The following is a 24,857-nucleotide window of genomic DNA, read 5'->3' on the forward strand; positions in this document are numbered from 1 at the left end:
GGTTAACAATAACTTCCGAGGCACCCTTCAAATAACTCGTAAACTGGGGCTAGGGGTGGAACCCTCACTGGCCCGGGGGGAAATCCCCTTGCTACGGGCGGAACCTTCGCAAATCCGGGCGGAACCCTCACCGGTCCGGGGGAAAATCCCCCCGCTACGGTGAGAACTTGCCGCATACCGGGGGAAATTCGCCCCACGCGAATGAAAAGACCAATGACACGGATGGAAGTGCCAGCCGTATGGTTGGGTTTCCGCTCGCCATGCGGCGGGTTCGGCGGTATAGCTTGGCCATCATGAAACGCGTATTGCACGGTTTGTCTATTTTGATGTTAGCCATCAGCCTGTCCAGTCGCCTTGGGAATGCCCAGGCGGCGGTGACGGGACCAGAGTCGGCGCCCATCCGTGAGGGGCTCAAGTTATGGCTGGATGCCAGTGATGCCGCCACGCTGGAATTGCAGGGGGATCAGGTGCGCGTCTGGCGCGATAAGTCCGGCGCGGGCAACCATGCGCAGGCCGGGGGGAAACCGGTGTTGTTGCGGGCGGGCTTCGGCGGGCGCAATGCGGTGCGGTTCGGCGGGCAGGATGTGTTCAAGGTGAAACCCATTGCCAGTAAGACGGGGCCGGTGACCGCGTTTATTGTCTCGCGCCGATTGGCGGAACAGGCGGGCGGCACGGGATGGCAGCGGTTGGTCTCGATCCGCGCGGGGGAAATTGCCGATAACAAGCCGCCGAATCTGTGCCTGACCACGGGGGAGAAATCCGTGGCGTATCCGCCCACGGTGAAGGTGATTTCCAAGGATGGCATTGCCGCCGGGGAGCTGGCCTTTGGCGGTGGGGCGGGCGCAAACGCCGGCAACAAGTTCCACGGGGAGATCGCGGAGGTGCTGGTGTATGATCGCGGTTTCCTGAGCGATGGCGCGGTGTTGGAGGTGATGAATTACCTGGCGGCCAAGTGGCAGGCGGAGATTGACCGCAAGGATTCTGGTTGGAACCGCGCCGGGCCGCTGGGCGAGTTGCCCAAGCGCATCACCGATGCCTGGCCGCTGGTGGATCAGCGGAACCAGGGCGGCTGGGTGAAGTTCGAGGAGTTCAGCGATGAGTTTAATTCCGGGGTGCTGGATACGAACAAGTGGATGTCGCCGCACCGTTGGAAGGGGCGCGAACCCGCGCTGTTCATGCGCAGCAACGTCACGGTGTCCAATGATTGCATGACGCTGGCCATGCGGCGCGAGGAAGTGCCGGAGATGAAAAAGAACCCGAAGTTCCACACGTACACCTCGGCCTACGTCTGCACGCGGAAGATGACCCGCTACGGGTATTTTGAAATTCGCGCCAAACCGATGAACTCCGCCGGGTCCAGCTCGTTCTGGTTCTCCGGGGGCACCAAGCTGTGGCGCATCGAGATTGATGTGTTCGAGATCGGCGGGAAAGCGTTGGGCCGCGAGCACGCCTATAACATGAACGCGCATGTGTTCCGGGAAAACGGCACGAACGATCATTGGAGCACCGGCGGCGTTTGGGAAGCACCCTGGCGCTGGGCGGATGACTACCATGTCTTTGGCCTGGAATGGTCGCCCACCCGCCTGGCCTATCACGTGGACGGCGTGCCGGTGCGCGTCATGCCCAACACGCATTGGCATCATCCGCAATACCTGATCTTTGATTCCGAGACGATGCCAGACTGGTTCGGTCTGCCCAAGGATGAAGACCTGCCGTCGTTCTTCCACGTGGATTATGTGCGCGCCTGGAAGCGCGCGGGCTGGGAGGGCGCTTTCACCGAGGAGGAGGCGGAACTGAAAAAGTGGGAGCCGCTGAAGGGACCCTGACCCGCTGGCGGGAGCGAGCGCGCTCCTCGCAGATCATCAAGGGCTGGCAGACTGAGTTTCAGCGAATCCGTTGTTCGCCAATGGGCCACTGGGTTTCGGGTGGAGTGGGACGGCCATCGCTGGTGAATTCCACCACGTCCCCGCGAACGGTGAAGCGCGTTTCCGCCGCCAACCCCATGGCTTCCAGCACCTCCCAGCCGCTGAGTCCATATCCGGCGATGCTGTGCCGGTAAAAGTGCCATGATTCCGTGGTCTGCGGATCGGGAAGCAGCTTGATTTTGAGGGACTTCTCCAGCAGCGGTACGGCGTAGTTCCAATCGCGGTCAAACCAGCAAAAATACGGGAGAAACGGGGCGGCCTTGAGCTGGTCGGCCAAGGCGGGTGCTTCGGTGGCACCCTTTGGCAAAATCATGTCGTTGCGCGAATGCACCAGCAGAAACGGGGGCCGGAAGGTAACGCGAATATTGGTCTGGTTGGTCAACGCGGTGACGGCATCCAGCAGGGTGGCAGCAGGTGGATCCAACCGGGCCCGGGCACGATGGAAAAAGAAAAATTCGTCTGTGGCCATCGGCATGAAAACGAGCGCCTTGATCACGGCGTTGGATTGGAACGACTTCAACATCATGGGCACGGCGTTGGTTTCATGCAGGACGGTTGCGGGGGTGGGCAGTGGCATGTTGGCCAGCGCCTTTTGCCAGTCGCTTTGGGCGTGAACTGCTCCGGGGAACAAACTGCAAAGGAGCCCCAGAACAACGGCGTGCATTGAGTTCGTCCAAGCCCGGAAATTCAGGATGCTCACGTTGACGTCCTTCATGTGGGTCACACCGCCAGTTGCACCACGCGCTCCTGGATTTGTCCCGTCCATCGTTGGATGTAGCTGTACACGCGGTACATTTGTTCAAGCCGCTCCAGCGGGAGTGCCTTGAGGCGTTCCGGCCCGGTCGGCGGAGCGGATTCCCAAACAACATTTAAGGCGCGCAATTCCTGATTCAGCTCCTCGCGCTTTGCGTTGATCTTCTGTTGCAGTCCGGTCAACGTATCCGTCCATGCCATGCCGCGCTCAAACATCTGCACCTTGAGCATGGGCGAAGTCACCTTGCCGCGCTCCGCGATAAAGGTGTCCACATCCCGGCAAAGCTGTCCCACTTCCATGAATAGCTCCATGGTGCCCGGCGGGATGCGCTGGATATCGGCGGGTTTGGCTCCCAGTTCCAATTCCAATAAATGCAGCAGGCGATCCCGCGGTTCTTTCAAGCAGTTGAGCGCTGCGTTAAGCTCGGCGTACCGTTGGTTAGCCTGGAGCTTTTCCACCTCGGATGCACCGTGGGTGCGATCCGGGTGCAGACTGGTGAACAACTCCATGAACCGACTTTTCAGCGCGTCGCCATCCACAAACGGACGCGGTGCCTCGCCCAATAAGGTGAAATAGTTTGTCATCGTGAATTTCGCGGCTCAGCCGGTCGGAAAAATATCATTCCTAATGGTTTTCAGACGGTGTGTTTTACGCGTAGGCCAGTTAGGCGCTAAAGCTCTCGCCGCAGGAACAACTGGTGGCGGCGTTGGGGTTTTTGACTTTGAATCCGCCGCCTTGAAGCGCGTCCACAAAATCCAATTCACTGCCGGTGACATACAGTGCGCTCTTAGGATCCACCACCACCTTGATGCCGCCGGATTCCACCAGGATGTCCCGATTGGCCGGACTATCCTGCAAATCCATCTTGTACTGAAGCCCGGAACAGCCGCCACCGACGACGGCCACGCGCAGCACACCATTGGCGCGCCCTTGCTTGGTTAAGAGCGATAGCACTTTTTGCGCCGCGCTGGGCGTAACTTTAATCAGCCGTTCATCGCCCGTCCGGTAATTGACCGCTGCCGGGGCGGAACTGGCGCCTGCTGATGATGAAATCATAACCCGGCTAAGTTAGCGGTGGTGGCGCGCCACGTCAACTGGCTGCCGTTTAAATCCAGCAATTCATCATTTGAGGTGCACGGGTTAAAATCGGAGTCAACCTTCATTGCCGAACCACCTGCTGGCATTGTTCGATAAGGGCGGAAAGATTAAATGGCTTCCGCAGGATGGGCACGCCCAAGTCATCAATTTTTGAAGCCGTGTTCGGACTGCCGACATCTCCAGTGATAAAGAAAAAATGAGGGCAAAGACCCGGCTGATGGTGGCGGATCCATTCAAACAGTTGCACTCCGTCCATCACCGGCATGCGCACGTCGCTGATCACAATGTCGAAGGGGTTCTTTTTCAGCCGTTCCACCGCCTGTTGGCCATTAAAGGCCCATTCGACTTCGTACCCGTTCTTGCTCCGCAGAACTTCCTGCACAAAGCCGGTGATATACTCTTCGTCATCCACCACCAGCGCGCGAATTTGACGGGGTGGCGGCAGCGTCGAAGTGGTGGTGAGTGGACGCACCGATTCCACAGATATGGCGTCCGTCACCAGCAGGCTGACACGGAAGATCGTGCCTTTGCCGGGGGCGCTCTGGACGGTAATCTCACCGCCATACTGTTTGATGATACTGAAGCAGACACTCAAGCCCAACCCGGTGCCATGCTGCGGGCCTTTAGTGGTAAAAAAAGGGTCAAAAATACGATTCAGATGTTCAGGTTTTATGCCATGGCCATTATCCGTCACACTCAGCACTGCCTGCCTGCCCACCAACTCGACGCGGATGCCCAACGAACGTTGGTTAACCTGCTCCATGGCATCCAGCGCGTTGATCACCAAATTAACGACGACCTGCTTGATTTGGGAAGGATCGGCCATGACCCAGGGCGGCGACGTCGGATGATCCAGTTCGGGTTCTAGCCCGAGTTCCCGGAAGCGGAATTTAAGAAGCATCAGGGCATCTTGCACCACGGCGGTGAGGTTACAAAGCGAAGCATCCCGGTCGGCGGGTTTGGACAACTGCAAAAGTTGGCGGATGATTTTGCCTGATTCCAAGGCGTTATCGCGCACGGTCTGAAAATACTCGCGCAGTTTCTGCGGGTTGGAGGAGCGCTCCAATTCCATCAGGGCCAATTCCGTGTAGCCCACGATGGGCGAGAGCCGGTTGTTGATTTCGTGGGCGATGCCACCCACCAATGATTCCAGCAGGGCGGATTTTTCGCGCTGGATCATTTGGCGTTCCAAAACGCGTTGTTCGGTAATATCGTCCAGGAAAACGCAGATTTGACCAGTCTCATCAATGCTGCTGGTGAACATTTTAAAGAGCCGGTGTCCGCGGCCCGACAACGGAACGGTGAATTCCCCATGGTGGGTCTTGCCGGTACCGGTGGCTTCCGCCTGCTGGCGCAGGAGGTTATGAAAGGCATCGGCGTCCTTGGGGAGAATGGCTTGGGCCAGGTTTGGCAATAGGCCGGCAGCGGTGTGCAGAGAGTCTCCGAACAACCGCCGCAGGCGTTGATTACAGTGTTCCACTTCACCATGGGCATTGAGCAACGCGACGCCCAGAGCGCTGTGTTCAAATAAAATTTCGTAACGTCCCTGCGATTGGCGTAATTCCGTGACGCTGCGGAACAAATCCCGATTCTTTTCCGCAAGGGTCTGCTGTTGTTCGCCCGAGAGCCGGATTTTTTCCGTCAACAACTTCGATTGCAGGTACACGAGTACTTGCATGGGAATGATGCCCAAAAACAGATCTGTTTCATCCACCAGCACAATATCATCATAAAACTCCTCGCCCGTGCGGGAAAGCGCCTGATCCAGGATACCCAGAAAATTCGAGCCGCGCTTGACTTTCAGAACTTGCGGCATCATGTGATGCAGGATGGGCCGGTGATTATAAAGGGAAAAACCGTATCGGGAACCGAGCAGGAAACCCAACTGGCCGCGGGAAATCATCCCCAGTAGACGCCGCCCGTCCAGCACCGCCACATACTCGTGTTTGTGCCCTTCAAAAAGCCGGTAAACCTCACCCACTTTCTGATGCCCTTGTACCGATTCGCAGTGCTCGACCAAGGTCAGCAAATCACACTGTTCAATCGTCGGTTCGGACGCACTTACCTTTTTGCCTGCCACGCACACGGTTTCAAGTACGCCATCCGTTTTGCTTGCTTTGCACATGCTCGCATGTTACTGGTCAGACCAGCGGTGCAACAAGTGACGTCTTGGTGAACTCGGTACGGCAAATGTCCGGTACCCGCAGAGACTGGTTAGGACGGACGGATCGTAGGTGATAGCCTAAACGGAAGGTTCGGGAGAACTGTCACTAGTGCCGTGCGCCTTTAATAACGCACCAAGGAGTTTTGTCTCCTTGGTTAGGCTAACGATTGAGACTTAATTATTTACGGCCTAAACGGCAGAGGCAGTGGCTCCCGTTGTGCCCACTGCCAACGGCATGGGTGATTTCGACGCCGAAGCACCTTTGGTGTTGGATTTTTTAGTCGGTTTGACGGCTTTTTGACCGGCTTTTTCTGCCTTTTTAAAAGCTGCCTTCAAAGCTTTAACCTCCACTTTAGCCATTTTCTGGGCCTGTTTGGCGGCTTTTTTGGCCTGCTTGTAGTTTTTCTTGGCTTGCTTCAGACCAGCTTTGGCGGCGACGGCCTTTTTGTGGGCTAATTCAGCCAGCTTCACAGTCGTTGCAACTTTTGCCGCCAACTGGCGCGTTTCTGGGCTCAGGTTGGCGCTGACAGACTTTGTTTTTTGCTTCATACGATTGCCACATGTAACGGATTTGCGTCAATGATGCAACAAATAGAATGTTACATTTTCAGGCTCCGTGCTCAAGCCGGAATTACCGGCATAATTTACGCAAAAACTTGTGAATAACTTTGTGAATAACATTTAACCTGATCGCCATTTGTTTGTCACATTGCCATGAGAGTTTGCAATCGAGGTAACAAATGAAAAGAGTACTTATCTTAACCGCTGGTTTTGGCGACGGTCACAACTCTGCCGCGCGTTGCGTGGCCGAGGCATTGGAGCGGGTGTCGGATGATGTACAGGTCGAGGTGGTGGACCCGCTGCAAGAAAGTTACGGCACGTTAAACAACTTGGCGCGAAAAACCTATGAAGGCATGGTACGGTTCGCGCCCAGCCTGTGGGGGGGAATTTTTTCCCTGGTCAACAAATCGTCTGCTGGGGAGCGAAATTTATTCGGACTGGGCCGGTTGAAAGTTCAGCTTGGTTCGCTGCTGGTGGAAACCCAGCCGGATTGTGTGGTCTGCACCTTCCCGCTTTATCCGCATATCATTTCCGAAATTTACAAGGACCACCGGGAACGCCCGTTTTCCCTGATCACGATTGTCACTGATTCCATTAGCGTCAATGCCATGTGGTATCGTGCCCCAAGCGATATTTGGTGCGTCCCCAACCCCGATACCGCACGGGTGATGGAGGATGCCGGAGTGCCGGCTGATAAAATCAAGGCGCTTGGATTTCCCGTGCCGGTGCAAATGGCATCACCAACCATTGTGCCGGTGACTGCGCCGGGGCGTGGTGAAGCGCGGCGGATTTTATACCTCATCAACACTGGCAAGAAAAAATCCGGCAAAAACATCCGGCGCCTGTTAAAGCTGGAGGACGTGCATTTGACGGTGTCCACCGGGCGTTGTGCCGATCTCAAAGCCCGTTTGATTGAGCAAACCCAAAAATATGCGGATCGGGTGCGGGTCTTTGGTTGGACCAATCAGGTGCCGGAGCTGATGTACACCAGCCATCTAATCATCACCAAGGCGGGCGGGGCCACCATCCAGGAGGCCATTGCCGCCAAAACGCCCATTATCGTCAACCAGGTGATTCCGGGGCAGGAAGCGGGCAATGCTGAATTGATCACCCGCTTCCGCATTGGCGCGGTGGCGGAAAAAGGCCGGGAGGTGGCCGAGTTGGTGGAGGAGGCATTTGCGCATCGTGGACGCCTTTGGCAGGAGTGGAAGGACAACATCACCCGCATCAGCCGGCCAGATGCCTCTTTGCGAATTGCCGAGATGATTCTGGGCGAATGCGAACGGGTGAACACCACGCATCGGCCCAACCGCCTGTTTGAAGCCGGCGCGGGCCGCGCCATGCTGGCTGCTGCTCCCGCCCCCGCGCCCAATCCGCACATGTTGCTCTGTGATTTTCATATCCACAGCAACTATTCGGACGGGCGGCTTACCGTGCCCGAATTGATTGATTTTTACGGCCGCCGCCAGTTCGATTGCATCTGCATCACGGATCATATTGCCGACACGCGCCGGTGGATCGGGAAAATTGAAAAGTTAAGCAGCCTCACGTTGAATCCCAGTCAGGTTCAGGAATATTTTGAGGTCCTCGAACGGGAACGCCGCCGGGCTTGGAAAAAGTACAAGATGCTGGTCATGACCGGCTTTGAATTCAACAAGGATGGCTACACCCGCAAAACCTCCGCCCACCTGCTGGGGATTGACCTCAAAGGACCCATCAACCCCTCGCTCGACATGGAAGAAACCATCCACCAGATTCATGCGCAGGGCGGGCTGGCGGTGGCGTCGCATCCGCACATCATGAAAACCGAGTGGGGTAAAAACACCTTGTACTTATGGGAAAATCAAGAACGGTATGCCCCCTTGATTGACGCTTGGGAAATTGCCAATCGGAACGACATCTTTAATCCGGTGGGGTTGAAGCGGCTGCCTTTCATCGCCAACAGCGATCTGCACAAGCCCAAGCATATTTATTCGTGGAAAACCCTCTTGATGTGCGAGAAAGACCCCGAGGCCATCAAGGCATGCGTCCGTCAGAACGAGCACGTGGCCATCACGCTTTACCGGGATTTGAATCAAATGGCCGAATTTGTTGGGCGCGAGGAGCAGGGGAGTACTCTTAAAGAAGCCAAGGTGCCGCAATGGATGTCCCTGCCGCCGATGCCCGAGGTGCATCCCGCTTTGCTGCTCGATGCAGAATCGGACAAACACAAGCTCAGCGCCTGCGTTTAGCCGTCCCATATTTGGGAAATGAACCACCGAGGCACGAGGGACACAGAGAAAAACAGTGCCACTTGAGTCTGTCTGCAAATCTCTGTGTTCCTCGTGCCTCTGTGGTACATTTTGCCCGGATATTTGACGCCGGTTCATGTCATCAAGATGATGACCCTACGCGGAACACGGTCCGCCTATCGGTCAGGCGGCCCGCCGGGGCCAAATCCTGCGGGTGGTCCGCCGGGGCGGGGATTCTCGCGTTGCGCGACTGGGACCTTGGGCGGATGCCGCAGTTCTTCAACCGACGTCCAAGCCAAACTCGCCAGGCAGGATAACGCGACCAGCACCGCCGCCACCGCGAGGATGATCCGGAGCCGGACTTGCTCGCGTGGCAGCCAGAAATCAAGAAGGACGAGCAGGATCCCCACCCCCGCGAGCACCAGCAAGTTGAGGGTGGAGACGGCGGCTTTCACGGGCTGGCCCTTGGGCAAGGGAGTGTTGTTCTTCCACAGCGAGCCGTAGGCGTTCTCAAAGACCTTGGTGAAGCCTTGGGTGCGCATGGAATTGCCTCCACCCTGGGAATCCGGCCTGCCCCCGACGCCACCCGTGGCAAGGAGGGCGAGGAATTGACAGTTTTCCGCGCGGGTACGGCTGTCGGCGGAGCGCACATCCCGCAGAATGCCACCCGTGGTCCAACGGCCGGTGGCACCCGTCACCAGCGAACTCGCCGGACCATCCGAGACGGAGATCACTTCGCCCACCGCCACCAGCCGCGTGACGGCATCGAAATATTCCTGCGCACCTTCCAACCGGATCATGTTCACGCTACCGGGTGCGCCTCCAAAACCAGCACGTCCGCCCTGGCGGGCCAGGTCCCGATTGCCTTGGAATCCGGTTCGATCCGGGAACCTTGCATTCCTGCCCATGCCGCCCGGGCCCCGGGGAATCCCGGCTTGGTCTGGCTGACTTGGGAATTGGCCGGGCCCCATCGGATTCCCCTGCGCAGGATCTGCTCCTGGGAAGCCACCAGTCCGGCCCGGCATACCACCAGCACCTCGGAAAACCCCAGCCGGGTCCGGCTGGCCGGGCAGTTGGCCGGGGCCTGCTGCCGGCATCCCCTGCCCTGGCGCGCCAGGCAAACCACCCGCCCGGCCCGGCATTCCGCCCGGTGCGCCGCCGCCAAAGGGCATCGGACGACTCTCTGGATCAAAAAGCTGCACCAACTGCGAGAGGCCGACGGTGAAGCGCACCGGTTTCACGGCTTCAGGCCCCGGCCCCCGCTGCGGATCCTGGGCGCGCGGTTCAGTGCGAGCGGGTGCGGCGGGGCCACCCGGTCCGCCGAGGCCGCCGAACTTCTTGGGCATGGGAATCTCCACCGCCACCCACGTGACCATGACCAGAAAGGCCAGGCTCACCGAAACAATCTTGATGGCCGATTGCCATTGCGGCCGCTTCAGTTCGATCCAGTCCAGCATCATGCCCGCCCCGTAGGCGCCCAGGCAGGCCAGCGGCCAATGCAGGTTGAACTGGAACAGCCGCCCGCCGAAACCCATCGGCACCACCACCACAAATCCCAGGACCGGACCGAGCAGCCCCAAGGCCTCGCGGCGGCGCACGAGAATCCAAACGAGCCCCAGGACCGCCGCGCCGGTCAACGCCACCCCCAGGTTCAGCCCGGAGCCCGCCCCGATTCCCATCAGCGAGATATCCCCGCCGGTGCGCTGTTCCGGGAGATACGCCCGGTTGGCCCAGATGTGCGCGAGCCACGGCGCATACAGCAGCACCGGCACACTCGCCGCCAACAACCCCGCCACCCATCGTTTGCGCCGCAGCAGCGTGTTAATGACCAACGCCGGCGGCAGAAACAGCCCCATCGGATGCGCGGCGGAGGCCAGCAAATTCAACACCCCGCAGGCCAGAAACTGCTCCGATTCCAGCGCCAGCAACGCCAGCGGCGCCAGCGTCATGCTGAACGCATTCGCGGTGAACGTCGTCTGGTTCCAGAAAACGGCGGTAGACCCGCTCAACAGAATCACCGCAATGAGGCCGACCCGCGCCCCGAACAACTTGCGCAGCCAAAGCCACGTCGCCGCCAGGCAGGCCGGGTAAAGCACCCAGCTCAGGAACGTGACATACTTGACGGGCGACACCCCCAGCAGACTGGCGTAATAACCGACCACATGAATCGTTGGCGGGTAAATGTGGACCCGTCCGCCGGGTGCCATCTCCCAAAACGCCCACCCCGGCAGCCCGCCCGCCTGCTCCATGCCCTGAATCACGGCCATGTGATAATACGTATCCACGAACAGCGGATACCACCCCCAGTGCAGGGCGCTGACCACCGCCAGGCAAACCAGCAGCGCCAACCCATAACCCGTGTAGGGCACTCGGGGGACCGGCACCGGCGCCGCCCCGACCGCTGCCGGCGGCTGGGGAGAGGACTGCCCGGCAGCGTCAACATTGGCCGAAACCTGCGCTGGCTCGCCTGTGCCCGCTTCCGGCTGCCCGACACTGGCAGCTTCGCCGGATGGAACTGAATCATTCATATTCATAACATTGTTACACCTGCTCCAAACCCATTCCCGCCCCCCGCACCCACCCTGCACCCATATATAAGTAACCCCGCAATTGTTAAGCTTGTGTGAGGATACCCCATGAAAATTGTTAAGGAATAGTAAAATTCACCCTTCGTGGCACCAACTTCCAAGGGACGGCTTGTCATTCAGCCGAGGAATAATTGCGGCATAACGTCTGAGGTGATCGGGGCAAAAGCATTGACAAGCTGGGTTAGTCGCTTACATTGGCACAATGCAAACGTTGACTGAACTTGAGCACCAGGCGATGGAGCTTCCTGAGAATGAGCGGGCGGTCTTAGCGGCCCACCTATTGAACTCATTGCCCGCATGTCTTTCGGAGGAAGACGAAGGGGTGGCTGAAGCGCTTCGCCGTGAACGCGAGTTGAACCAGAATCCAGCCGCAGCCTTGTCACTTGCTGAACTCAAGAGTGTACTTAAGCCTTCGCGATGAAGCTGGTTTTTCATCGTCTCATCCTGAAAGACCTTCAAAGTGTGCTCGCCTATTACACGGCGCAGTCGGGGCCGGAATTGGCTGAATGTTTTTCTCGGGAGTTTCATGAGGTTGTCGCCAAGGTGGTTGAACAGCCACGTCATTTTCATTTCGTTTCGCACGGATTGCGGCGTGCCAACTTCCCGCGGTTCCCATTTCACTTACTTTATCGTGAAACCGAAGGAAGTATCAAAATTCTTGTTTTGAGGCATCACCGGAGAAAACCCGGTTTTGGCATGGAACGGCAATAATGCCGGCAGGCGATGCCATATTTGATCTGGAGTAGGTTTTTCTGGCATCCCGCCTGGGCCGTCAAACTGAACGACAAGGATTACCCCCCAAACACCCCGTTTTTGACCCAAAACCCTCCGTTGGGGGTCCAAAACCCCCATTTTTGGCAAAAATACCCTTGCTCCACCCCATGAGACACGTGTTCCAACCCGTGGAACACCTGTTCCATGGGCCGAGACACGTATCCCACGCCATGGGAGCGTGTCTCATCCGGCGGAACACATGTCTCAACCTGAGACACGTGTCTCATGCGCCGGAACACATGTTCCACGCCCCGGAACCTTGTCCCGTCCCACGGAACACGTGTTCCGCCGCTCGGAGCAAAGTGCCCAACCCCCAGTTTTCGGGTCTCCCGTGACCGGCTTTTAGGGTTTTCCGCCAGTCACGGGTGCCCGATGCGGCTCACGATCCGGCACCGGGCAGTTCAACGCCGTCTTGTCCCACTTGGCGCTTGACGGGGGAGCCTTGGGAAATTACTGAATAAGACCCATGAAAGAAACCGAACCTGCCGCGCCCGCGAACGCTTCCCGCGTCTCCCGCCTGGCCCGCGCCAGCCTGATACTGGGGGCTGGCAGCATCCTATTACTTGGAGCCCATATATGCTGCATCGTCTTGGCCTGCGCGGGTCATGGCTGGGGGTGCTGCTGGATCTGTCCTTTGTGGTCGGTCTGGCAGCGGTCGTGCTGGCGGAGGTTGCGGCCTACCGGATTCGCCGGGCCCCCGAACCAATGGAAGGCCGGGCCCATGCGCGGGTTGGCTACTGGGTAGGGTTGCTAACCGTATGCCTGGTATTCCTCGCGTATCACCCCCAACTGTTCCTGGCTCAATCCCACGATCACAGAAAATGCGAATGCATTAATAACCTGCGCCAGCTCGACGGGGCCAAGGAACAATGGGCGCTCGATAATCACAAGACCGCCAAGGATACGCCCGCCATGACCGATCTCGTCGGCACGGATAAATACATTAAAGGGTCGCTCAGTTGTCTGCTGGGCGGGACCTACACGCTGCATACTATGACCAACAAACCCACCTGCACCGTCAGCGGTCACACGTTGTAGGGAGAGCTGCTGTCAGGCAATTGCCAATTAACAATTTTCAATTGGCAATGCCCGGGTCAGCCGTTGAGGCCTTGCGGCCCCGATCTCATTTCCCTGCCCCGGCCTTCAGGTGGCTCAGCAGGAAACTGTAGGTATCCTTGTTCTTCACGTCGGGCGCGCCGGGGTACACCAGCTCACAGGCCACCTTGAACTTGTCGCATTGCTCCTTGAGCTTCACGCCGAAGTTGGCCGAATGCGTCGGGTCCTTCTCCTCCTTGCCCAGGTTGGGCGCGCTGCCGAAATACAGCCCCACCGGCGGATCATCCGCCGTGACCAGCTCGTACGGCGAATACTCCTTGATCCACGGGAGAATCTTCGCGCGCGCCTCGACGAACGCGTCGAAATTCCCCGTGATGCCAAACGCATGGGCGCCGTAGCGGCTGTTCGGGGTCCACTCGCGCATCTGCTGGGGGTCCAGCGACGTTTGCGGACCCGATACGGCCGCACAGGTCAGGCGCGTGGATTCGCGGGCGATGGGATCGCTGCTCTGGGGATCGGCCAGGTCATCATGGAAGGCCAGCCACAGGCTGGTGCAGGCCCCGGCGGAACCGCCGCTCGCGCCGATGCGCGTCTTGTCAATATTCCACTCCTTGGATTTGCTGCGGACAAATTGCAGGCCGCGGGCGCAATCCAGCATCGGGCCTTTCACCGGCGGCACCACCCCATCCGCCGTGGCCTCCTTGATGAAGCGGTATTCCACGGACACCACCGAAATGCCATCGGCCAGCGCGCGCTTGACCGTGGGAGAGCCCACGCTGGAACGGTCGCCGGCTCCCCAGCCGCCGCCGTGAATGAAAAACAGGAGCGGCGTGGGTTTATCGGAAGCCGCCTTCCAGAAATGCATCACTTGCTTGGGATGCTTGCCATAAGGCACATCCGCCTCGGTGGGCGGCACATCGGCCATGAACTTCTTGAGGTTCGCCGCCGCCTTGGCGGCCTTTTCCGCAGCGGTTTCAGTCTTGGTGGAGGCGTCCGCCGCCAGCAGTGGGTGTGCCGCCAGCAAAAGGGCGGCCAGGGCTACAATCAAAGGCTTCATGTTCATTTCCTGTTTGCGTTTATGGTTCAGTTTGTGCCCAGCGTTCTAGCAACAATCCCGCCGCGCGACAAGACATTCCATTGGCCAAAATGCCGGGAACACGGCGCGTCCTCAACGGCATTCCGGTTTTGCGGTTTGCGGGGAAGCACCGCAGATGCAAAAACGCTCGACGTTGGCACCTTGGCATAGTATAATTCGGGCATGTTCCTGAAAGTCATTGCTTGTGAAATTGCGGTGCGTGAAATCTGCTTCGTGGCGGCGCAAGCCGAACACGTGGTGGACTTGGAGTTTTTGCCCCAGGGACATCACGATAACCCGACTGCTGGACGTGACTTCATCCAGGAACGAGTGAACGCCGTGCCGGAAGGGAAATATGACGCGATTCTGCTTGGCTACGGCCTGTGCGGTAACATCATTGCTGGGCTCAAGGCAACGCATACGCCGCTGGTGATTCCGCGCGCCCATGATTGCATCACGTTCTTCCTGGGGTCGCATGAGCGCTATCAGCACCAGCAAGACACGCAGCCCGGCGCGTATTTTTACACGGCGGGTTGGTTGGAATGCATCCGGCGGCGCGGCGATAAAACCCCGGTGGAAAATGCGATGTTTCTGCCGACCCGGACCGGCTTGAGCCAATCCGCCGAATCTGCGTTTGAGGAGTGGGTGAAGCGCTACGGGGAGGACCAGGCCAAGTACCTGATGGAAGTGATGGGCCAATGGACGGCGAGTTACAGCCATGGCGTGCTCATTGAGTTTGAGTTTACCAAGCTGCTGCCGTTGCGCGAGCAGGTGCAGGCGATCTGCGCGAAGCGCGGTTGGCAATTCGCGAATATTGAGGGCGACCTGGGCCTCCTCCAGCAATGGCTGAACGGCGAATGGGATCCCAAGCGGTTCCTGGTGGTCCATACCGGCGGCGAGGTCATCCCGTGCCATGATGAGACGGTAATCACCGTCAAGCCGGGGGCATGATGGGCGGTTAAAGGGTTCGCGCTTCGCCGATTTACTTCAGATCGGGGAATATCCGCGCTGTAAATGGGATCATTACCCAGCGTTGTCCCACGAGGAAGAAATCACCCAATACGATGGGTTCGGTGCCCCGCCGTTTGACGAGCAGACAGTGGACGGGAATTTCCGGGGCGATATACTGCTGGTCCTTGGCGGCCAGCACGGTGCTGCTGGCGGGCAGGGGTTCAAGCCGGATGTATTCGCCGGGCCGGGCACCCTGACGCAGAAGGTTCAGGAAATTCTGGCGGTCCTCATCGCTCTTGTTGGCCATCCCCATGGCAAACAGTTCATTGCGCCGGATTTTTTCTGAGAATTCATACGCGGCCCCGGCGCCGCGGAGAAAAATCTTTTCGATTTCCGGGCGGGTGGGCCAGGCGTTGGTCTGCATCTGGCGCACTTCCTGGAAGGTGCCGCCCGCCAACACCTGATGCATCTGGCGATACTGGTCTACCAGGCTTTTCTCAATGACGGTCATGGGGTTTTCCGCCGGCATCCGGGCACCGCATTGGCGCAGCCGCTCCGCAAACCCATGGTTGGCCTCGAACATGGCCAGCGAGAGCGCGGTCTCGCCGTCCAAGGTCTGGGCGTTGAGGTCGGCTTTCTTTTCGATCAACAACTCCAACAACACCCGGTTGCTTCGGGTGACGGCATCGTGCAGCGGCGTGCACCCATCACGACGATCCTGCACGTTGACTGCCGCGCCAGATTGGACCAGCAGTTCCGCGATGCCGTGGGGTTCTCCCGTGCTGGTGGCCACCAGCAGGGCCGACACGCTGTTTTTGTTTAAGGCATTGATATCCGCGCCATGCTTCAATAGTAATTCCACCAATGGCTTCACCCCGGAACCGGCGGCGTTCATCAGGGGCGTGGCTTTGAGGTGGTCGCGGGCGTTGACCTCGGCTTTGCGGTCCAGCAACAGTTCGCTGACCTCCATCCACCCGCGCCAGGTGGCCAGGTGCAACGGGGTGGCATCCATCATGGCGCGCGCATTGACGTCCGCTCCCGCCTGCAGCAGCACCGCCGCCGCCGCACACGCATTCACGTCGGCCGCATGATGCAGCGGCGTCCAATTGCGCTCATCCTTTTCCTGCCAGGCATCCGGTTTCTCGGCCAGCATGGCCTTGATTTCGGCGGCGCCATTGGTTTTGGCCGCCTCGATGATGGGCAGCACCGTGATCTGCGGCAGCAGGGGCGCACGGGCATTCGGTTTGGCGACGCGTGCAGGAACGCCTGCCGCCGGCCGCGGCGGTAATTCCGCCGCGGTCAACGCGCCTTGCACCAGCGCCATGCTCAATATCCAACCAGCCCAATACCATCTCATAACGGGCGCATTTTAGTGAGTGCGGAATCAAAATAAAGCGTTTCTTGACTGAATTTATTCACTCATTAGGCGACCTCGCATAACGAGGGCATGCAAAGGATAGACGGTCGAAAAATATATTTGTCTTTTTATGCCAAATTCCGCCTAGCCTGTTTTTAGCCCGTTTAACTATTTGCTTTGTTGCCGTGCTCGACAAATCGCAGCCATTGGTGGATCATGGCCGCCACATGAAAGCCTTGTTGCTTAAGGAATATCGGCGGCTGGAACTGGTAGAGTTTCCTGAACCGGTGATTGGCCCGGAGGATTTGCTGGTGCGCGTGCGCGCCTGCGGCATCTGCGGCAGCGACGTGCACGGCTACGACGGCAGCACCGGACGGCGCATCCCGCCCCTGATCATGGGCCATGAGGCCGCCGGCGAAGTCGTCCAGACCGGCAGCGCCGTCACCCGCTTCAAAGCCGGGGACCGGATCACCTTTGATTCCACCATCTATTGCGGCCGCTGCATCTATTGCACCCGGGGCCAGGTGAACCTGTGCGAACAGCGGCGGGTGCTGGGAGTTTCCTGCGGCGATTACCGCCAGCACGGGGCGTTTGCGGAATATGTCGCGGTGCCGGAGCGCATCGCTTACCGGCTGCCGGAGGCAGTCGGCTACGAGCAGGCGGCGATGATTGAGCCGGTCTCCATCGCGTTCCACGCCGTGCATCGCACGCCCATCCGGCTGGGGGACACCGCCGTGGTGATCGGCTCGGGCATGATCGGGCTGCTGGTCATCCAGGCATTGCGGCTGGCGGGCTGTGGCAGCGTGATTGCGGTAGATTTGGATGAGAAGAAATTGGCGTTGGCCCGGCAATTGGGCGCAGCCGTCACGCTGAACGCCAAAGCGTGCGAGGTGGCGAAGGATGTACAACGCCTTACCGGCGGATTGGGCGCAGATGTGGCGGTGGAAGCCGTGGGGGCAACCGCCCCGATTCAAACCGCGATTGCCAGCTTGCGCAAAGGCGGGGCCTTGACGCTGGTGGGTAACCTCTCGCCGAAAATCGAATTCCCGTTGCAAGCGGTGGTCACCCGAGAATTGACGCTGAACGGTTCGTGCGCCTCCTGCGGCGAGTATCCCGCCTGCCTCGATATGCTGGCGCAAAACCGGGTGAAGGTGGAACCGCTCATCAGCGGGCGCGCCACACTGGAGGAAACCCCGGCCTGGTTCGAGCGGCTGTATGCCCAGGAACCAGGCCTGATGAAGGTGATTGTCAAACCATAAACCAACCCAACCCATAGCGCAGGAAATCTCATGAGCAAAGAAAAAGAACTGGCGAAAAAATCGCAGTTGTCGCCTGACCATCAAGATAAACAAAATCCAAGCACCACTGCCGGACACGCTTCCCACTCCATGACCAACAAAATCATCCAAGGATTGCAGGCGACCTATCCGGATGCGCATTGCGAGTTGAATTTCTCGAACCCGCTGGAGTTGCTGGTGGCGACGATTCTATCCGCCCAGTGCACGGACAAGCAGGTAAACCTGGTGACGGCGGAACTGTTCAAGAAGTATCGCACGGCGGCGGATTATGCGAACGCCGCGCCAGCCGAGTTTGAGAACGACATCCGGCGGCTTGGATTTTTCCGCAACAAAGCGAAAAACATCCAGGCCGCCTGCCGCACCATGGTGGAGCAACATCAGGGGGAAGTGCCGCGCACCATGGAGGCATTAACCGCCCTGAACGGGGTAGGGCGCAAAACCGCCAACGTGGTTCTGGGCAACGCCTTTGGCATGAATGAAGGCGTGGTGGTGGACACCCACGTCACGCGGCTCTCAGCCCGCCTGGGATTGAGCGCAGAGACGACCCCGGAAAAGATTGAATTGGATCTGATGAAGTTGGTGCCGCGCGCCCAATGGACGTTATTCAGTCATTGGCTCATCTGGCACGGACGACGCCGATGCGGCGCGCGCAAGCCGGATTGTGCCGAATGCGAAATCAGCGCGTTCTGTCCCTCCAAGGGGAACTGCGAAGTGTGATCGCGCATGAACTTGTCTGCCTCAGAACACTGGTATCTGCTGCAATCCGGTTGCTGTGGGTACTCCTTTAATATGGCCTTGGATGAGGCCCTGATGGAACTGGCTCCGATCATCGGCGCACCGGTGCTGCGGTTCTACGCCTGGCGGGAAAGCGCGGCCTCGTTCGGATATTTTCAAAAGATTTCGGAAATCGAGCGGACCACCCGTTTGCGCCCATTGGTGCGCCGGCCCACCGGTGGTGGTTTGGTGCCGCATGAGGCGGACTGGACTTACAGTGTCGCGGTTCCGGCGGGGCACCCTTGGTATGAATTACGGGCGGAACAAAGTTACGAGCGGGTGCATCGTTGGGTTCAGGGAGCCTTCACGAAACTTCAGGTGGCAACGCAATTAGCGCCGGGTAGCCTGAAGGATGCCCCCGGCCAATGTTTTATCGGCTATGAAAAGTATGACGTCCTGCAAGGCGGCCGCAAAATTGCCGGAGCGGCGCAACGCCGGACGAAAACCGGGCTGCTGATCCAAGGCTCCGTGCAGCCGCAGCCGCGCGGGATCACACGAGCCGCCTGGGAAAACGCCATGTGCAATCATGCCTCCAGCGTGTGGCAGGTGATCTGGAAAGTCATGGAAGCGGCGGGCCCATGGCAGGTGCGCGCGAAGGAACTGGAGGACAGCCGCTATTCGCAGGAAGCGTACAACCGGCGGCGGTGAATCCGGCGCAAGTTATCGCCACCGGATCACGATTCCCTGAATGGTCGTCTGCCGTCCCTCGCGCCTGGTCACGCTACCCGTTGGCACCACAACGATGACGGCGGCGGTGTCCGCTGGCAGGGTCAAGGTGGTTTTACCAAGCGCTTTGCGCTGCACAAACTCATCGGTGACCGTGTCATACAGGTCCACCGGCCTGGCACCGAAATCCACCGTGAAGGCTTTCGCCACCGGATGCGGGTTATAGTACAGGAAGGTTGGGTACGCATTTTGATGGTAGAAATCCGTGCGCAGCAAGTCCACCTGAAGAATCTTTTCATCGCTCGTCGGGGCTATCAGCCCGCCCAGGTACCCCACATGGGATGAACCGTAGAGACAGAAATTCAGCGTATCGCTGCGGTGCCCTCGGGCGTCGCCGGTGGCAAACGGGCGCAACGTGGCAGCTTGCGTGCGGATGCGCAGGTCATCCACCTGGAGCTGGGCCGGTCTCATGCGATGAACGGCAGGCTGATCCAGCAAGGCTTTAACCAACACCCGGTCATGGACATTGGTCATAAGCTTGCCGTGGTGCCGAAATTCGTTGGTGGCGGTAACGGTAAACGCCAACGCCCATGGGCCTTCGGGCCGGCTGGCGTATTGGATCATCACCCCACCATTCCCCAAGGCACCCGGAGTACATCGGGCTTCCAGCGTGAGCACCTGTTCCGTTCCCGCCGGGATGGGCACCTCCCAGATATGTTCCAGCCGCTCCCAGCTATTCACGGTTGCCGTGGCCAACACCTGGCATTTGCGATCCCGGTTCGTAGTGTCGCGATAAGAACCCTCCGCAACCCGGCCGGCAATCGTTTTATAATCACCGGTGGCAACGCTGAATTTGCGCGCCTCCTTGCGCAGTCCCTCGTAGCCCAGGCAGTAAGTCGGATCGTACTTTTCCGCCCAATCGCGGTGATCCTGTTGCGCGGCGGGCAATCCGTTGGCGTAAAAGAGGCGCGAGGCATTGGCCAGGTTCAACATCCATTTGCCCATGGCGCGGGCATAACGGGAATCATACCGCGCCAGCGGAGCCAGCGCGCCAGCCCATTGATAGGTATTCATGGCAAACGCATAGCCGCCAGTATCCCTGGAGCTGCCCACCAGGCCATGGCAGTCCAGATCGCCAAAGCGCTCGGCAAGCACGCCCCACCAAGGGCGCGCGGCCGGTTTGTCCATGGGCTCAAAGCACCAGTTCAGCAGCCTGGGCACATCGTAGTCGCGTCCCTGTTCGGCATTCATGCGCACCGCAGTCAACGCGGCATACGGCAGCAGGACTTCATAGAGCGGATTCTTTTCGGCCGGCCGGGCCAGCAAGGCCCGCAGAGACCAATCCGCCGCCGCGAGAAAGCGCGGATCTTTGAACCGCTGCCAGGCCATGTATTCGCACCAGGCCACACCCGCCGCACCCTCCGGCTCAATCCATTTACCGTTATCCACGGGGGACATCTGCTTCAAATTAAAACTGAGATGATCGAAGTCCGGCAGGCGGGTGCCGTTGGTGGACGCACCCAGCGCGATACACCCCTGATACCACTGCCCGGCGATACGGCGCAGCATCTGGTCGCGGCCCGGATCGTTGGGATACAGGTCGCACACCTGGTAAAACAGCACGTTGGGGAAAAGGTCGTACCAAAAGGAGGCCCCGCTGCCACCACTTGGATTATTACCGCATACCCCGTGTTCGGCGCTGAACCAGTTGGTGCACATCGCAACCCAATCGTGCCCGCGATAATGCTGCATATCCAATCCCACCAGACTGCCGCTGACCACCGCCGCCATGAAATTGATCGCCTCCGGGCCGCCGGTGCCGCCCACGTAACTTGGCAGAGTGATTAATGTTTGTCTGTCGTTACGCCAGCCCGGCAGGGGCAGATGCTCGCCACGACGTTCGAAATCCAAAATGAGGTTTAGGTAATCACAGGTAACCTTGGGCCAATCGCGTAGTTGATAGGGCTGCGGCAGGTTGGGTATCTGTTCCACGCGCGAAATTGGCACTTGCGGTTCGGATGCCAGCACCGCAGAGGCGCAGAGCAGCAAAAAGAGCAGACTGACTGAAAGGATGGTTTTAAACATTGAACCGATATATGCGCTGACTCACGTCAGCGGCTACTAGGCTTAGGCGGGCGCGGTTTGGGTGGCGGATTCAGGTTTCATACCGAAGAATCCTTTGAGCCAGTTCCAGGCCGCCTTGGCTCCTGCCAACAACCCGACTTCGCATTGTCCGATGGCGTAGGCGCGGGCCAATTCCGCCTCATGGGTCATGTAGCGCGGCGGCAGGGTGAAGAGGGAAGCGTGGCGTTTATCCGGCCCTTCAACCCGCACGATTTCGGGGAAGACCAGGGCTTTACCAACGGCCAGGCCGGTTTCCGGAACGCTCAAGGTGCGCTTGGACAGGAACAGCCAGGGACGATATTCAAAGGTGAACTTTCCCTGTTCGTCGCGGGTTAGCTTGCCATAAGTGCGAACGGGAACTTTTTCCAATTTGACGGCGGTGAACATCCAGTTATTGTTAGCCAGCGGAGTAAAGCGTTTGCGGCGGAAGGTCATCGAATCCCAGGCAAACGCGGTGCCAAAGACGGTTAAACGGAAGGACCACCCGGCAATCAGGTAGGCGATGATAATGATTACAATGGAGAGCAGTGCACTGAGGTAAGGGTTGATGAAGCTCAGGCCAGCCACCACCCCAATGAGCGCGGTGCGGCAACTCTTCAAGGCAGCATCCACCACCGTGAATGGGCTGATGACAATCAGGATCGTGATGGCATGGGAGGCCAGCCACACCACGGCAAAGACCGCCAGCGCAAACGGGAGGGAGAGCATGTTTAAAACATCCCCCATATCCAACGCGGCAAATCCAAACAGGCCGTCGTACATCGCCGACGCCGTGCCACTGGGGAAGAAATTGGCGACGAGCGGCACAAACGCACCGGCGGCCACCAGGCCACTGACCTTGTTTTCCACGACTTCGGCCACATCCAGGGGTTTCTTGATGGCGGGCATGGCGGCACCGATGGTGTCTTTGAGCGCAGTGGCGCCGACCAACAGCATCGCCGGAACCCAGAACCAGGGCTGGGCATACCAAGGCAATTTGCTTTTCTGGGCAGGTTCCTTGGCCGTCATATATTGGTAGGCCCCCACGGCACCCGTACCCAACAACGGGGAGATTGCCACCCCGGTGAGCAATGAAAGCGTTTCCGCAGCTTGCTTGCCCGGTGAAGCATCGGCTTTTTGAGCTGGCGCCGGCTTGCCAGCAGGTGTGGTCGCGGCCGCCCACAGCGGAATGACACTCATGACGCCGAGCCAAATCGCCAAACTGGTAATCAATACCTTTTTCATAAGCTACGCCGATCAGTATAAACCCATTTCGCAATGGTGACCACCGAAAATATGGACAAACACAGTCGAACGTTGCACTCTTTGGCCATGCGTCATACACAGAAAAATTCATGGTTGAAAGCCGGCTTGGCCGGATTGCTGTATCTGGGTTGGCTGGGCGTTGCCACGGCGCAACCGGCAGCCAAACCGTATGATGTGGTGGTAGTAGGCGGTACCCCAGGCGGCATTATGGCCGCAATCGCCGCGGCACGTGAGGGCTTAAGCGTTGTCCTGCTGGAACGCACCGAACATGTGGGCGGACTGCCGGCCAATGGCCTGGGGGCGACGGATATCGGCACGCGCGGCGGCACCGGCGGGCTCTTTCGGGAGTTCGTGAACCGGATGCACTCGCATTACACCAACACCTATGGCCCGAATTCACCGCAAGCGAAGGATTGCAGCGATGGCTATCACTTCGAGCCCTCGGTGGCGGAAAAACTATTCACCCAAATGCTGGCCGCGCAGCCACGCATCACCGTCCTCAAAATGCGGCAATTTGATGCGGACCCACAGAACGTCATCATGGAAGGCCAGCGACTGACGGGTGTGTTGATCCGGAATCGTGAAACTTCCCAGACCGAACAGTATTCCGGCAAGGTGTTGATTGACGCCACCTATGAAGGTGATTTGGCGGCGGCGGCGGGAGTGCCCTATCGGCTGGGGCGCGAAGCCCAAAGCGAGTTCAACGAACCGATGGCCGGGCGGGTTTACAAATCATGGGGCGGAGCGGTGGGGGAAGGCTCCACCGGCTTGGGCGACAACGCCGTTCAAGCGTTTAATTTCCGCATTTGCCTCACCCGCGAGGCAGCCAACCGGGTGCCGATTCCCAAGCCGGCCACGTATAACCGGGAGGAGTATATCTCGCTGATTGACGACATCAAACTGAACCGGACGACCGGCAAGGTCGGTGCGGAATTGGAGTCGCGCGGCGTTGGCGTGGTGGTGAACATGGTCACGTTGCCCAACGGCAAGACCGACGCCAACAATCAACACCTGGCCTTTCTATCCACGGATTTGCCCGAGGAGAACTGGCCCTGGCCCACGGCCGACTGGGCGTGGCGCGACCAGTTTGCCCGGCGCCTGCGTGATTACAACCTCGGCTTGTTATGGTTCGTACAAAATGATCCCGGCCTGCCGGAGGATTTTCGCCAGCGCTGCCGGGAATGGGGACTGGCCAGCAATGAATACCAGGATAACGGGAATTTCCCGCGCCAGGTGTATGTGCGCGAGGGACGGCGCATCGAAGGCGATCATTTGTTTACGGCGCTGGATGCGCTGCCGGTGCAGAAAGGGGGCCGTCCGCCGCTCTACACCAACAGCATCACCGCCAGCCATTACTCCCTGGACTCACACGCGGTGCGGAAACGCGAACCGGGCCGGGTGCATTGCGATGGCTTCTTCAGTTATCCCACCAAGCCGTACACGGTCCCTTACGGTGTGATTGTGCCGAAAAAAGTGGAAGGCCTCCTGATCCCGGTGCCGGTATCCGGCACGCATATTGGTTTCAGCACCTTGCGCATGGAACCGTGCTGGATGGCCTTGGGGGAAGCGGCGGGGACAGCGGCGGCCCTGAGCGTTCGGGATCAGGTATCGTTGCGTCAAGTGAACATCACCAAACTGCAGCGCGCCCTGCTGCAACATCAAGCGGTCCTGATTTATTACACGGATCTCAAGCCCGAGCATCCGCATTATGCCGCGATTCAATTCTATGGCGTGCGTGGTTTTATCCCCGGCTGGCAGGCGGAGGCGGATAAACCGGTAACCGCGGAACAGGCGCGGGAATGGGTCGCCAAAAGCGGCGTCGCGAAAGCCCCGGCGTTTCAGGCAGGCCGCACCACGCGCGGCGAGTTCCTGACGGCCCTGCTGGAAGCCAGCCGATAGCCGCGCGTTTCAAAACGCGAACGCTGAAAGACAGGATGAACAAGATGGACAGGATTGAATAGGTACGAAGCGCAAAAATCACAGTCCGAAAGAAACCCGAATTCTGCGCCCGGAAAATTTTTGCAGAAAAATAAACCGGCAGAAAAATGAAGACCAAGAAATTGGGAATTTGGCGTCAGGAGGAAATGGCGCTGGCGGTCGAACTTTCAAGTCATTGTTGGGCCCCCTTTTTGACCCCTTTTCCCTTTTCCGTGGCCTTCCTGCTGTCACCGGGCAGATCAAAACCAGCCATTAATGGGCAGATCAAAACCAGCCAC

The 24,857-nt window shown here is 58.9% G+C and carries 20 protein-coding genes; 10 read left to right on the plus strand and 10 right to left on the minus strand.

Features of this window, described 5'->3' with window-relative positions; all coding sequences use genetic code 11:
- Positions 1-293: 293 nt before the first annotated feature.
- A complete protein-coding gene (locus WCO56_19625; GenBank protein MEI7731792.1) occupies positions 294-1,826 on the plus strand; it encodes a family 16 glycosylhydrolase in 1,533 nt (510 codons plus the stop codon).
- A gap of 58 nt (positions 1,827-1,884) precedes the next feature.
- Here the strand turns inward: WCO56_19625 and WCO56_19630 are convergent, their stop codons facing one another.
- The 5 genes from WCO56_19630 to WCO56_19650 all read right to left on the minus strand — a co-directional run bounded on the left by WCO56_19630 (position 1,885) and on the right by WCO56_19650 (position 6,490).
- The gene (locus WCO56_19630) at positions 1,885-2,640 is read right to left on the minus strand and encodes a hypothetical protein (protein ID MEI7731793.1); all 756 of its coding nucleotides are present in this window, start codon (positions 2,638-2,640) and stop codon (positions 1,885-1,887) included.
- A 5-nt stretch (positions 2,641-2,645) separates the two neighbouring features.
- On the minus strand, positions 2,646-3,263 hold the full coding sequence (locus WCO56_19635; GenBank protein MEI7731794.1) for a hypothetical protein: 618 nt from the start codon (positions 3,261-3,263) through the stop codon (positions 2,646-2,648).
- A gap of 79 nt (positions 3,264-3,342) precedes the next feature.
- Entirely contained in the window at positions 3,343-3,735 is a 393-nt protein-coding gene (locus WCO56_19640; GenBank protein ID MEI7731795.1) for an iron-sulfur cluster assembly accessory protein, read from the minus strand.
- A gap of 103 nt (positions 3,736-3,838) precedes the next feature.
- On the minus strand, positions 3,839-5,902 hold the full coding sequence (locus WCO56_19645) for an ATP-binding protein (GenBank protein MEI7731796.1): 2,064 nt from the start codon (positions 5,900-5,902) through the stop codon (positions 3,839-3,841).
- Positions 5,903-6,130: 228 nt separating this feature from the next.
- Complete coding sequence (locus WCO56_19650) at positions 6,131-6,490, minus strand: hypothetical protein (protein MEI7731797.1); 360 nt, start codon at positions 6,488-6,490, stop codon at positions 6,131-6,133.
- Between the two features lie 191 nt (positions 6,491-6,681).
- On the opposite strand from WCO56_19650, the gene WCO56_19655 reads away from it, so the two are divergent.
- The gene (locus WCO56_19655; GenBank protein MEI7731798.1) at positions 6,682-8,733 is read left to right on the plus strand and encodes a glycosyltransferase; all 2,052 of its coding nucleotides are present in this window, start codon (positions 6,682-6,684) and stop codon (positions 8,731-8,733) included.
- Between the two features lie 176 nt (positions 8,734-8,909).
- Here WCO56_19655 and WCO56_19660 read toward each other — a convergent pair whose 3' ends face one another.
- Positions 8,910-11,261, minus strand: coding sequence for a hypothetical protein (locus WCO56_19660; protein MEI7731799.1), 2,352 nt, complete (start codon positions 11,259-11,261; stop codon positions 8,910-8,912).
- Between the two features lie 295 nt (positions 11,262-11,556).
- Here WCO56_19660 and WCO56_19665 point away from each other — a divergent pair, with 295 nt between their 5' ends.
- The 3 genes from WCO56_19665 (at position 11,557) to WCO56_19675 (ending at position 13,133) form a co-directional block, all read left to right on the plus strand.
- Positions 11,557-11,742: an addiction module protein gene (locus tag WCO56_19665; protein ID MEI7731800.1), complete on the plus strand. Its 186-nt coding sequence runs from the start codon at positions 11,557-11,559 to the stop codon at positions 11,740-11,742.
- Entirely contained in the window at positions 11,739-12,032 is a 294-nt protein-coding gene (locus WCO56_19670; protein MEI7731801.1) for a type II toxin-antitoxin system RelE/ParE family toxin, read from the plus strand. The genes WCO56_19665 and WCO56_19670 overlap by 4 nt, the downstream gene beginning before the upstream one ends.
- 639 nt (positions 12,033-12,671) lie before the next feature.
- Complete coding sequence (locus WCO56_19675; GenBank protein MEI7731802.1) at positions 12,672-13,133, plus strand: hypothetical protein; 462 nt, start codon at positions 12,672-12,674, stop codon at positions 13,131-13,133.
- Between the two features lie 85 nt (positions 13,134-13,218).
- Here the strand turns inward: WCO56_19675 and WCO56_19680 are convergent, their stop codons facing one another.
- Entirely contained in the window at positions 13,219-14,208 is a 990-nt protein-coding gene (locus WCO56_19680; protein ID MEI7731803.1) for an alpha/beta hydrolase, read from the minus strand.
- A gap of 201 nt (positions 14,209-14,409) precedes the next feature.
- Here WCO56_19680 and WCO56_19685 point away from each other — a divergent pair, with 201 nt between their 5' ends.
- A complete protein-coding gene (locus WCO56_19685) occupies positions 14,410-15,177 on the plus strand; it encodes a DUF1638 domain-containing protein (GenBank protein MEI7731804.1) in 768 nt (255 codons plus the stop codon).
- 31 nt (positions 15,178-15,208) lie between these two features.
- Here WCO56_19685 and WCO56_19690 read toward each other — a convergent pair whose 3' ends face one another.
- On the minus strand, positions 15,209-16,534 hold the full coding sequence (locus WCO56_19690; protein MEI7731805.1) for an ankyrin repeat domain-containing protein: 1,326 nt from the start codon (positions 16,532-16,534) through the stop codon (positions 15,209-15,211).
- 227 nt (positions 16,535-16,761) lie between these two features.
- Between WCO56_19690 and WCO56_19695 the strand changes: the two genes are divergently transcribed.
- The 3 genes from WCO56_19695 to WCO56_19705 all read left to right on the plus strand — a co-directional run bounded on the left by WCO56_19695 (position 16,762) and on the right by WCO56_19705 (position 19,254).
- Positions 16,762-17,793 carry a galactitol-1-phosphate 5-dehydrogenase gene (locus WCO56_19695; GenBank protein ID MEI7731806.1) on the plus strand — a complete coding sequence of 344 codons (1,032 nt, stop codon included), beginning with the start codon at positions 16,762-16,764 and terminating at the stop codon, positions 17,791-17,793.
- A gap of 129 nt (positions 17,794-17,922) precedes the next feature.
- Positions 17,923-18,549, plus strand: a complete 627-nt coding sequence (nth, locus tag WCO56_19700; GenBank protein MEI7731807.1) for an endonuclease III — start codon at positions 17,923-17,925, stop codon at positions 18,547-18,549.
- Positions 18,550-18,555: 6 nt separating this feature from the next.
- Positions 18,556-19,254 carry a hypothetical protein gene (locus tag WCO56_19705; protein MEI7731808.1) on the plus strand — a complete coding sequence of 233 codons (699 nt, stop codon included), beginning with the start codon at positions 18,556-18,558 and terminating at the stop codon, positions 19,252-19,254.
- Positions 19,255-19,266: 12 nt separating this feature from the next.
- Here the strand turns inward: WCO56_19705 and WCO56_19710 are convergent, their stop codons facing one another.
- Together WCO56_19710 and WCO56_19715 are read right to left on the minus strand one after the other, a co-directional pair.
- Entirely contained in the window at positions 19,267-21,357 is a 2,091-nt protein-coding gene (locus tag WCO56_19710; GenBank protein ID MEI7731809.1) for a hypothetical protein, read from the minus strand.
- A gap of 42 nt (positions 21,358-21,399) precedes the next feature.
- On the minus strand, positions 21,400-22,620 hold the full coding sequence (locus WCO56_19715) for a hypothetical protein (protein ID MEI7731810.1): 1,221 nt from the start codon (positions 22,618-22,620) through the stop codon (positions 21,400-21,402).
- A gap of 87 nt (positions 22,621-22,707) precedes the next feature.
- Between WCO56_19715 and WCO56_19720 the strand changes: the two genes are divergently transcribed.
- Positions 22,708-24,540 carry an FAD-dependent oxidoreductase gene (locus WCO56_19720; GenBank protein ID MEI7731811.1) on the plus strand — a complete coding sequence of 611 codons (1,833 nt, stop codon included), beginning with the start codon at positions 22,708-22,710 and terminating at the stop codon, positions 24,538-24,540.
- The last annotated feature ends 317 nt before the right edge of the window (positions 24,541-24,857 follow it).

Source organism: Verrucomicrobiota bacterium, from assembly GCA_037139415.1.
GTDB lineage: Bacteria > Verrucomicrobiota > Verrucomicrobiia > Limisphaerales > Fontisphaeraceae > JBAXGN01.

Coding starts and splice junctions, on each gene's coding strand:
- WCO56_19695 (MEI7731806.1), top strand. CDS start 16,762: ATGAAAGCCTTGTTGCTTAAGGAATATCGGCGGCTGGAACTGGTAGAG.
- WCO56_19710 (MEI7731809.1), bottom strand. CDS start 21,357: ATGTTTAAAACCATCCTTTCAGTCAGTCTGCTCTTTTTGCTGCTCTGC.
- WCO56_19645 (MEI7731796.1), bottom strand. CDS start 5,902: ATGTGCAAAGCAAGCAAAACGGATGGCGTACTTGAAACCGTGTGCGTG.
- WCO56_19640 (MEI7731795.1), bottom strand. CDS start 3,735: ATGATTTCATCATCAGCAGGCGCCAGTTCCGCCCCGGCAGCGGTCAAT.
- WCO56_19650 (MEI7731797.1), bottom strand. CDS start 6,490: ATGAAGCAAAAAACAAAGTCTGTCAGCGCCAACCTGAGCCCAGAAACG.
- WCO56_19655 (MEI7731798.1), top strand. CDS start 6,682: ATGAAAAGAGTACTTATCTTAACCGCTGGTTTTGGCGACGGTCACAAC.
- WCO56_19630 (MEI7731793.1), bottom strand. CDS start 2,640: ATGAAGGACGTCAACGTGAGCATCCTGAATTTCCGGGCTTGGACGAAC.
- WCO56_19720 (MEI7731811.1), top strand. CDS start 22,708: ATGCGTCATACACAGAAAAATTCATGGTTGAAAGCCGGCTTGGCCGGA.
- WCO56_19635 (MEI7731794.1), bottom strand. CDS start 3,263: ATGACAAACTATTTCACCTTATTGGGCGAGGCACCGCGTCCGTTTGTG.
- WCO56_19660 (MEI7731799.1), bottom strand. CDS start 11,261: ATGAATGATTCAGTTCCATCCGGCGAAGCTGCCAGTGTCGGGCAGCCG.
- WCO56_19625 (MEI7731792.1), top strand. CDS start 294: ATGAAACGCGTATTGCACGGTTTGTCTATTTTGATGTTAGCCATCAGC.
- nth (MEI7731807.1), top strand. CDS start 17,923: ATGACCAACAAAATCATCCAAGGATTGCAGGCGACCTATCCGGATGCG.
- WCO56_19685 (MEI7731804.1), top strand. CDS start 14,410: ATGTTCCTGAAAGTCATTGCTTGTGAAATTGCGGTGCGTGAAATCTGC.
- WCO56_19705 (MEI7731808.1), top strand. CDS start 18,556: ATGAACTTGTCTGCCTCAGAACACTGGTATCTGCTGCAATCCGGTTGC.
- WCO56_19690 (MEI7731805.1), bottom strand. CDS start 16,534: ATGAGATGGTATTGGGCTGGTTGGATATTGAGCATGGCGCTGGTGCAA.
- WCO56_19675 (MEI7731802.1), top strand. CDS start 12,672: ATGCTGCATCGTCTTGGCCTGCGCGGGTCATGGCTGGGGGTGCTGCTG.
- WCO56_19680 (MEI7731803.1), bottom strand. CDS start 14,208: ATGAAGCCTTTGATTGTAGCCCTGGCCGCCCTTTTGCTGGCGGCACAC.
- WCO56_19670 (MEI7731801.1), top strand. CDS start 11,739: ATGAAGCTGGTTTTTCATCGTCTCATCCTGAAAGACCTTCAAAGTGTG.
- WCO56_19665 (MEI7731800.1), top strand. CDS start 11,557: ATGGAGCTTCCTGAGAATGAGCGGGCGGTCTTAGCGGCCCACCTATTG.
- WCO56_19715 (MEI7731810.1), bottom strand. CDS start 22,620: ATGAAAAAGGTATTGATTACCAGTTTGGCGATTTGGCTCGGCGTCATG.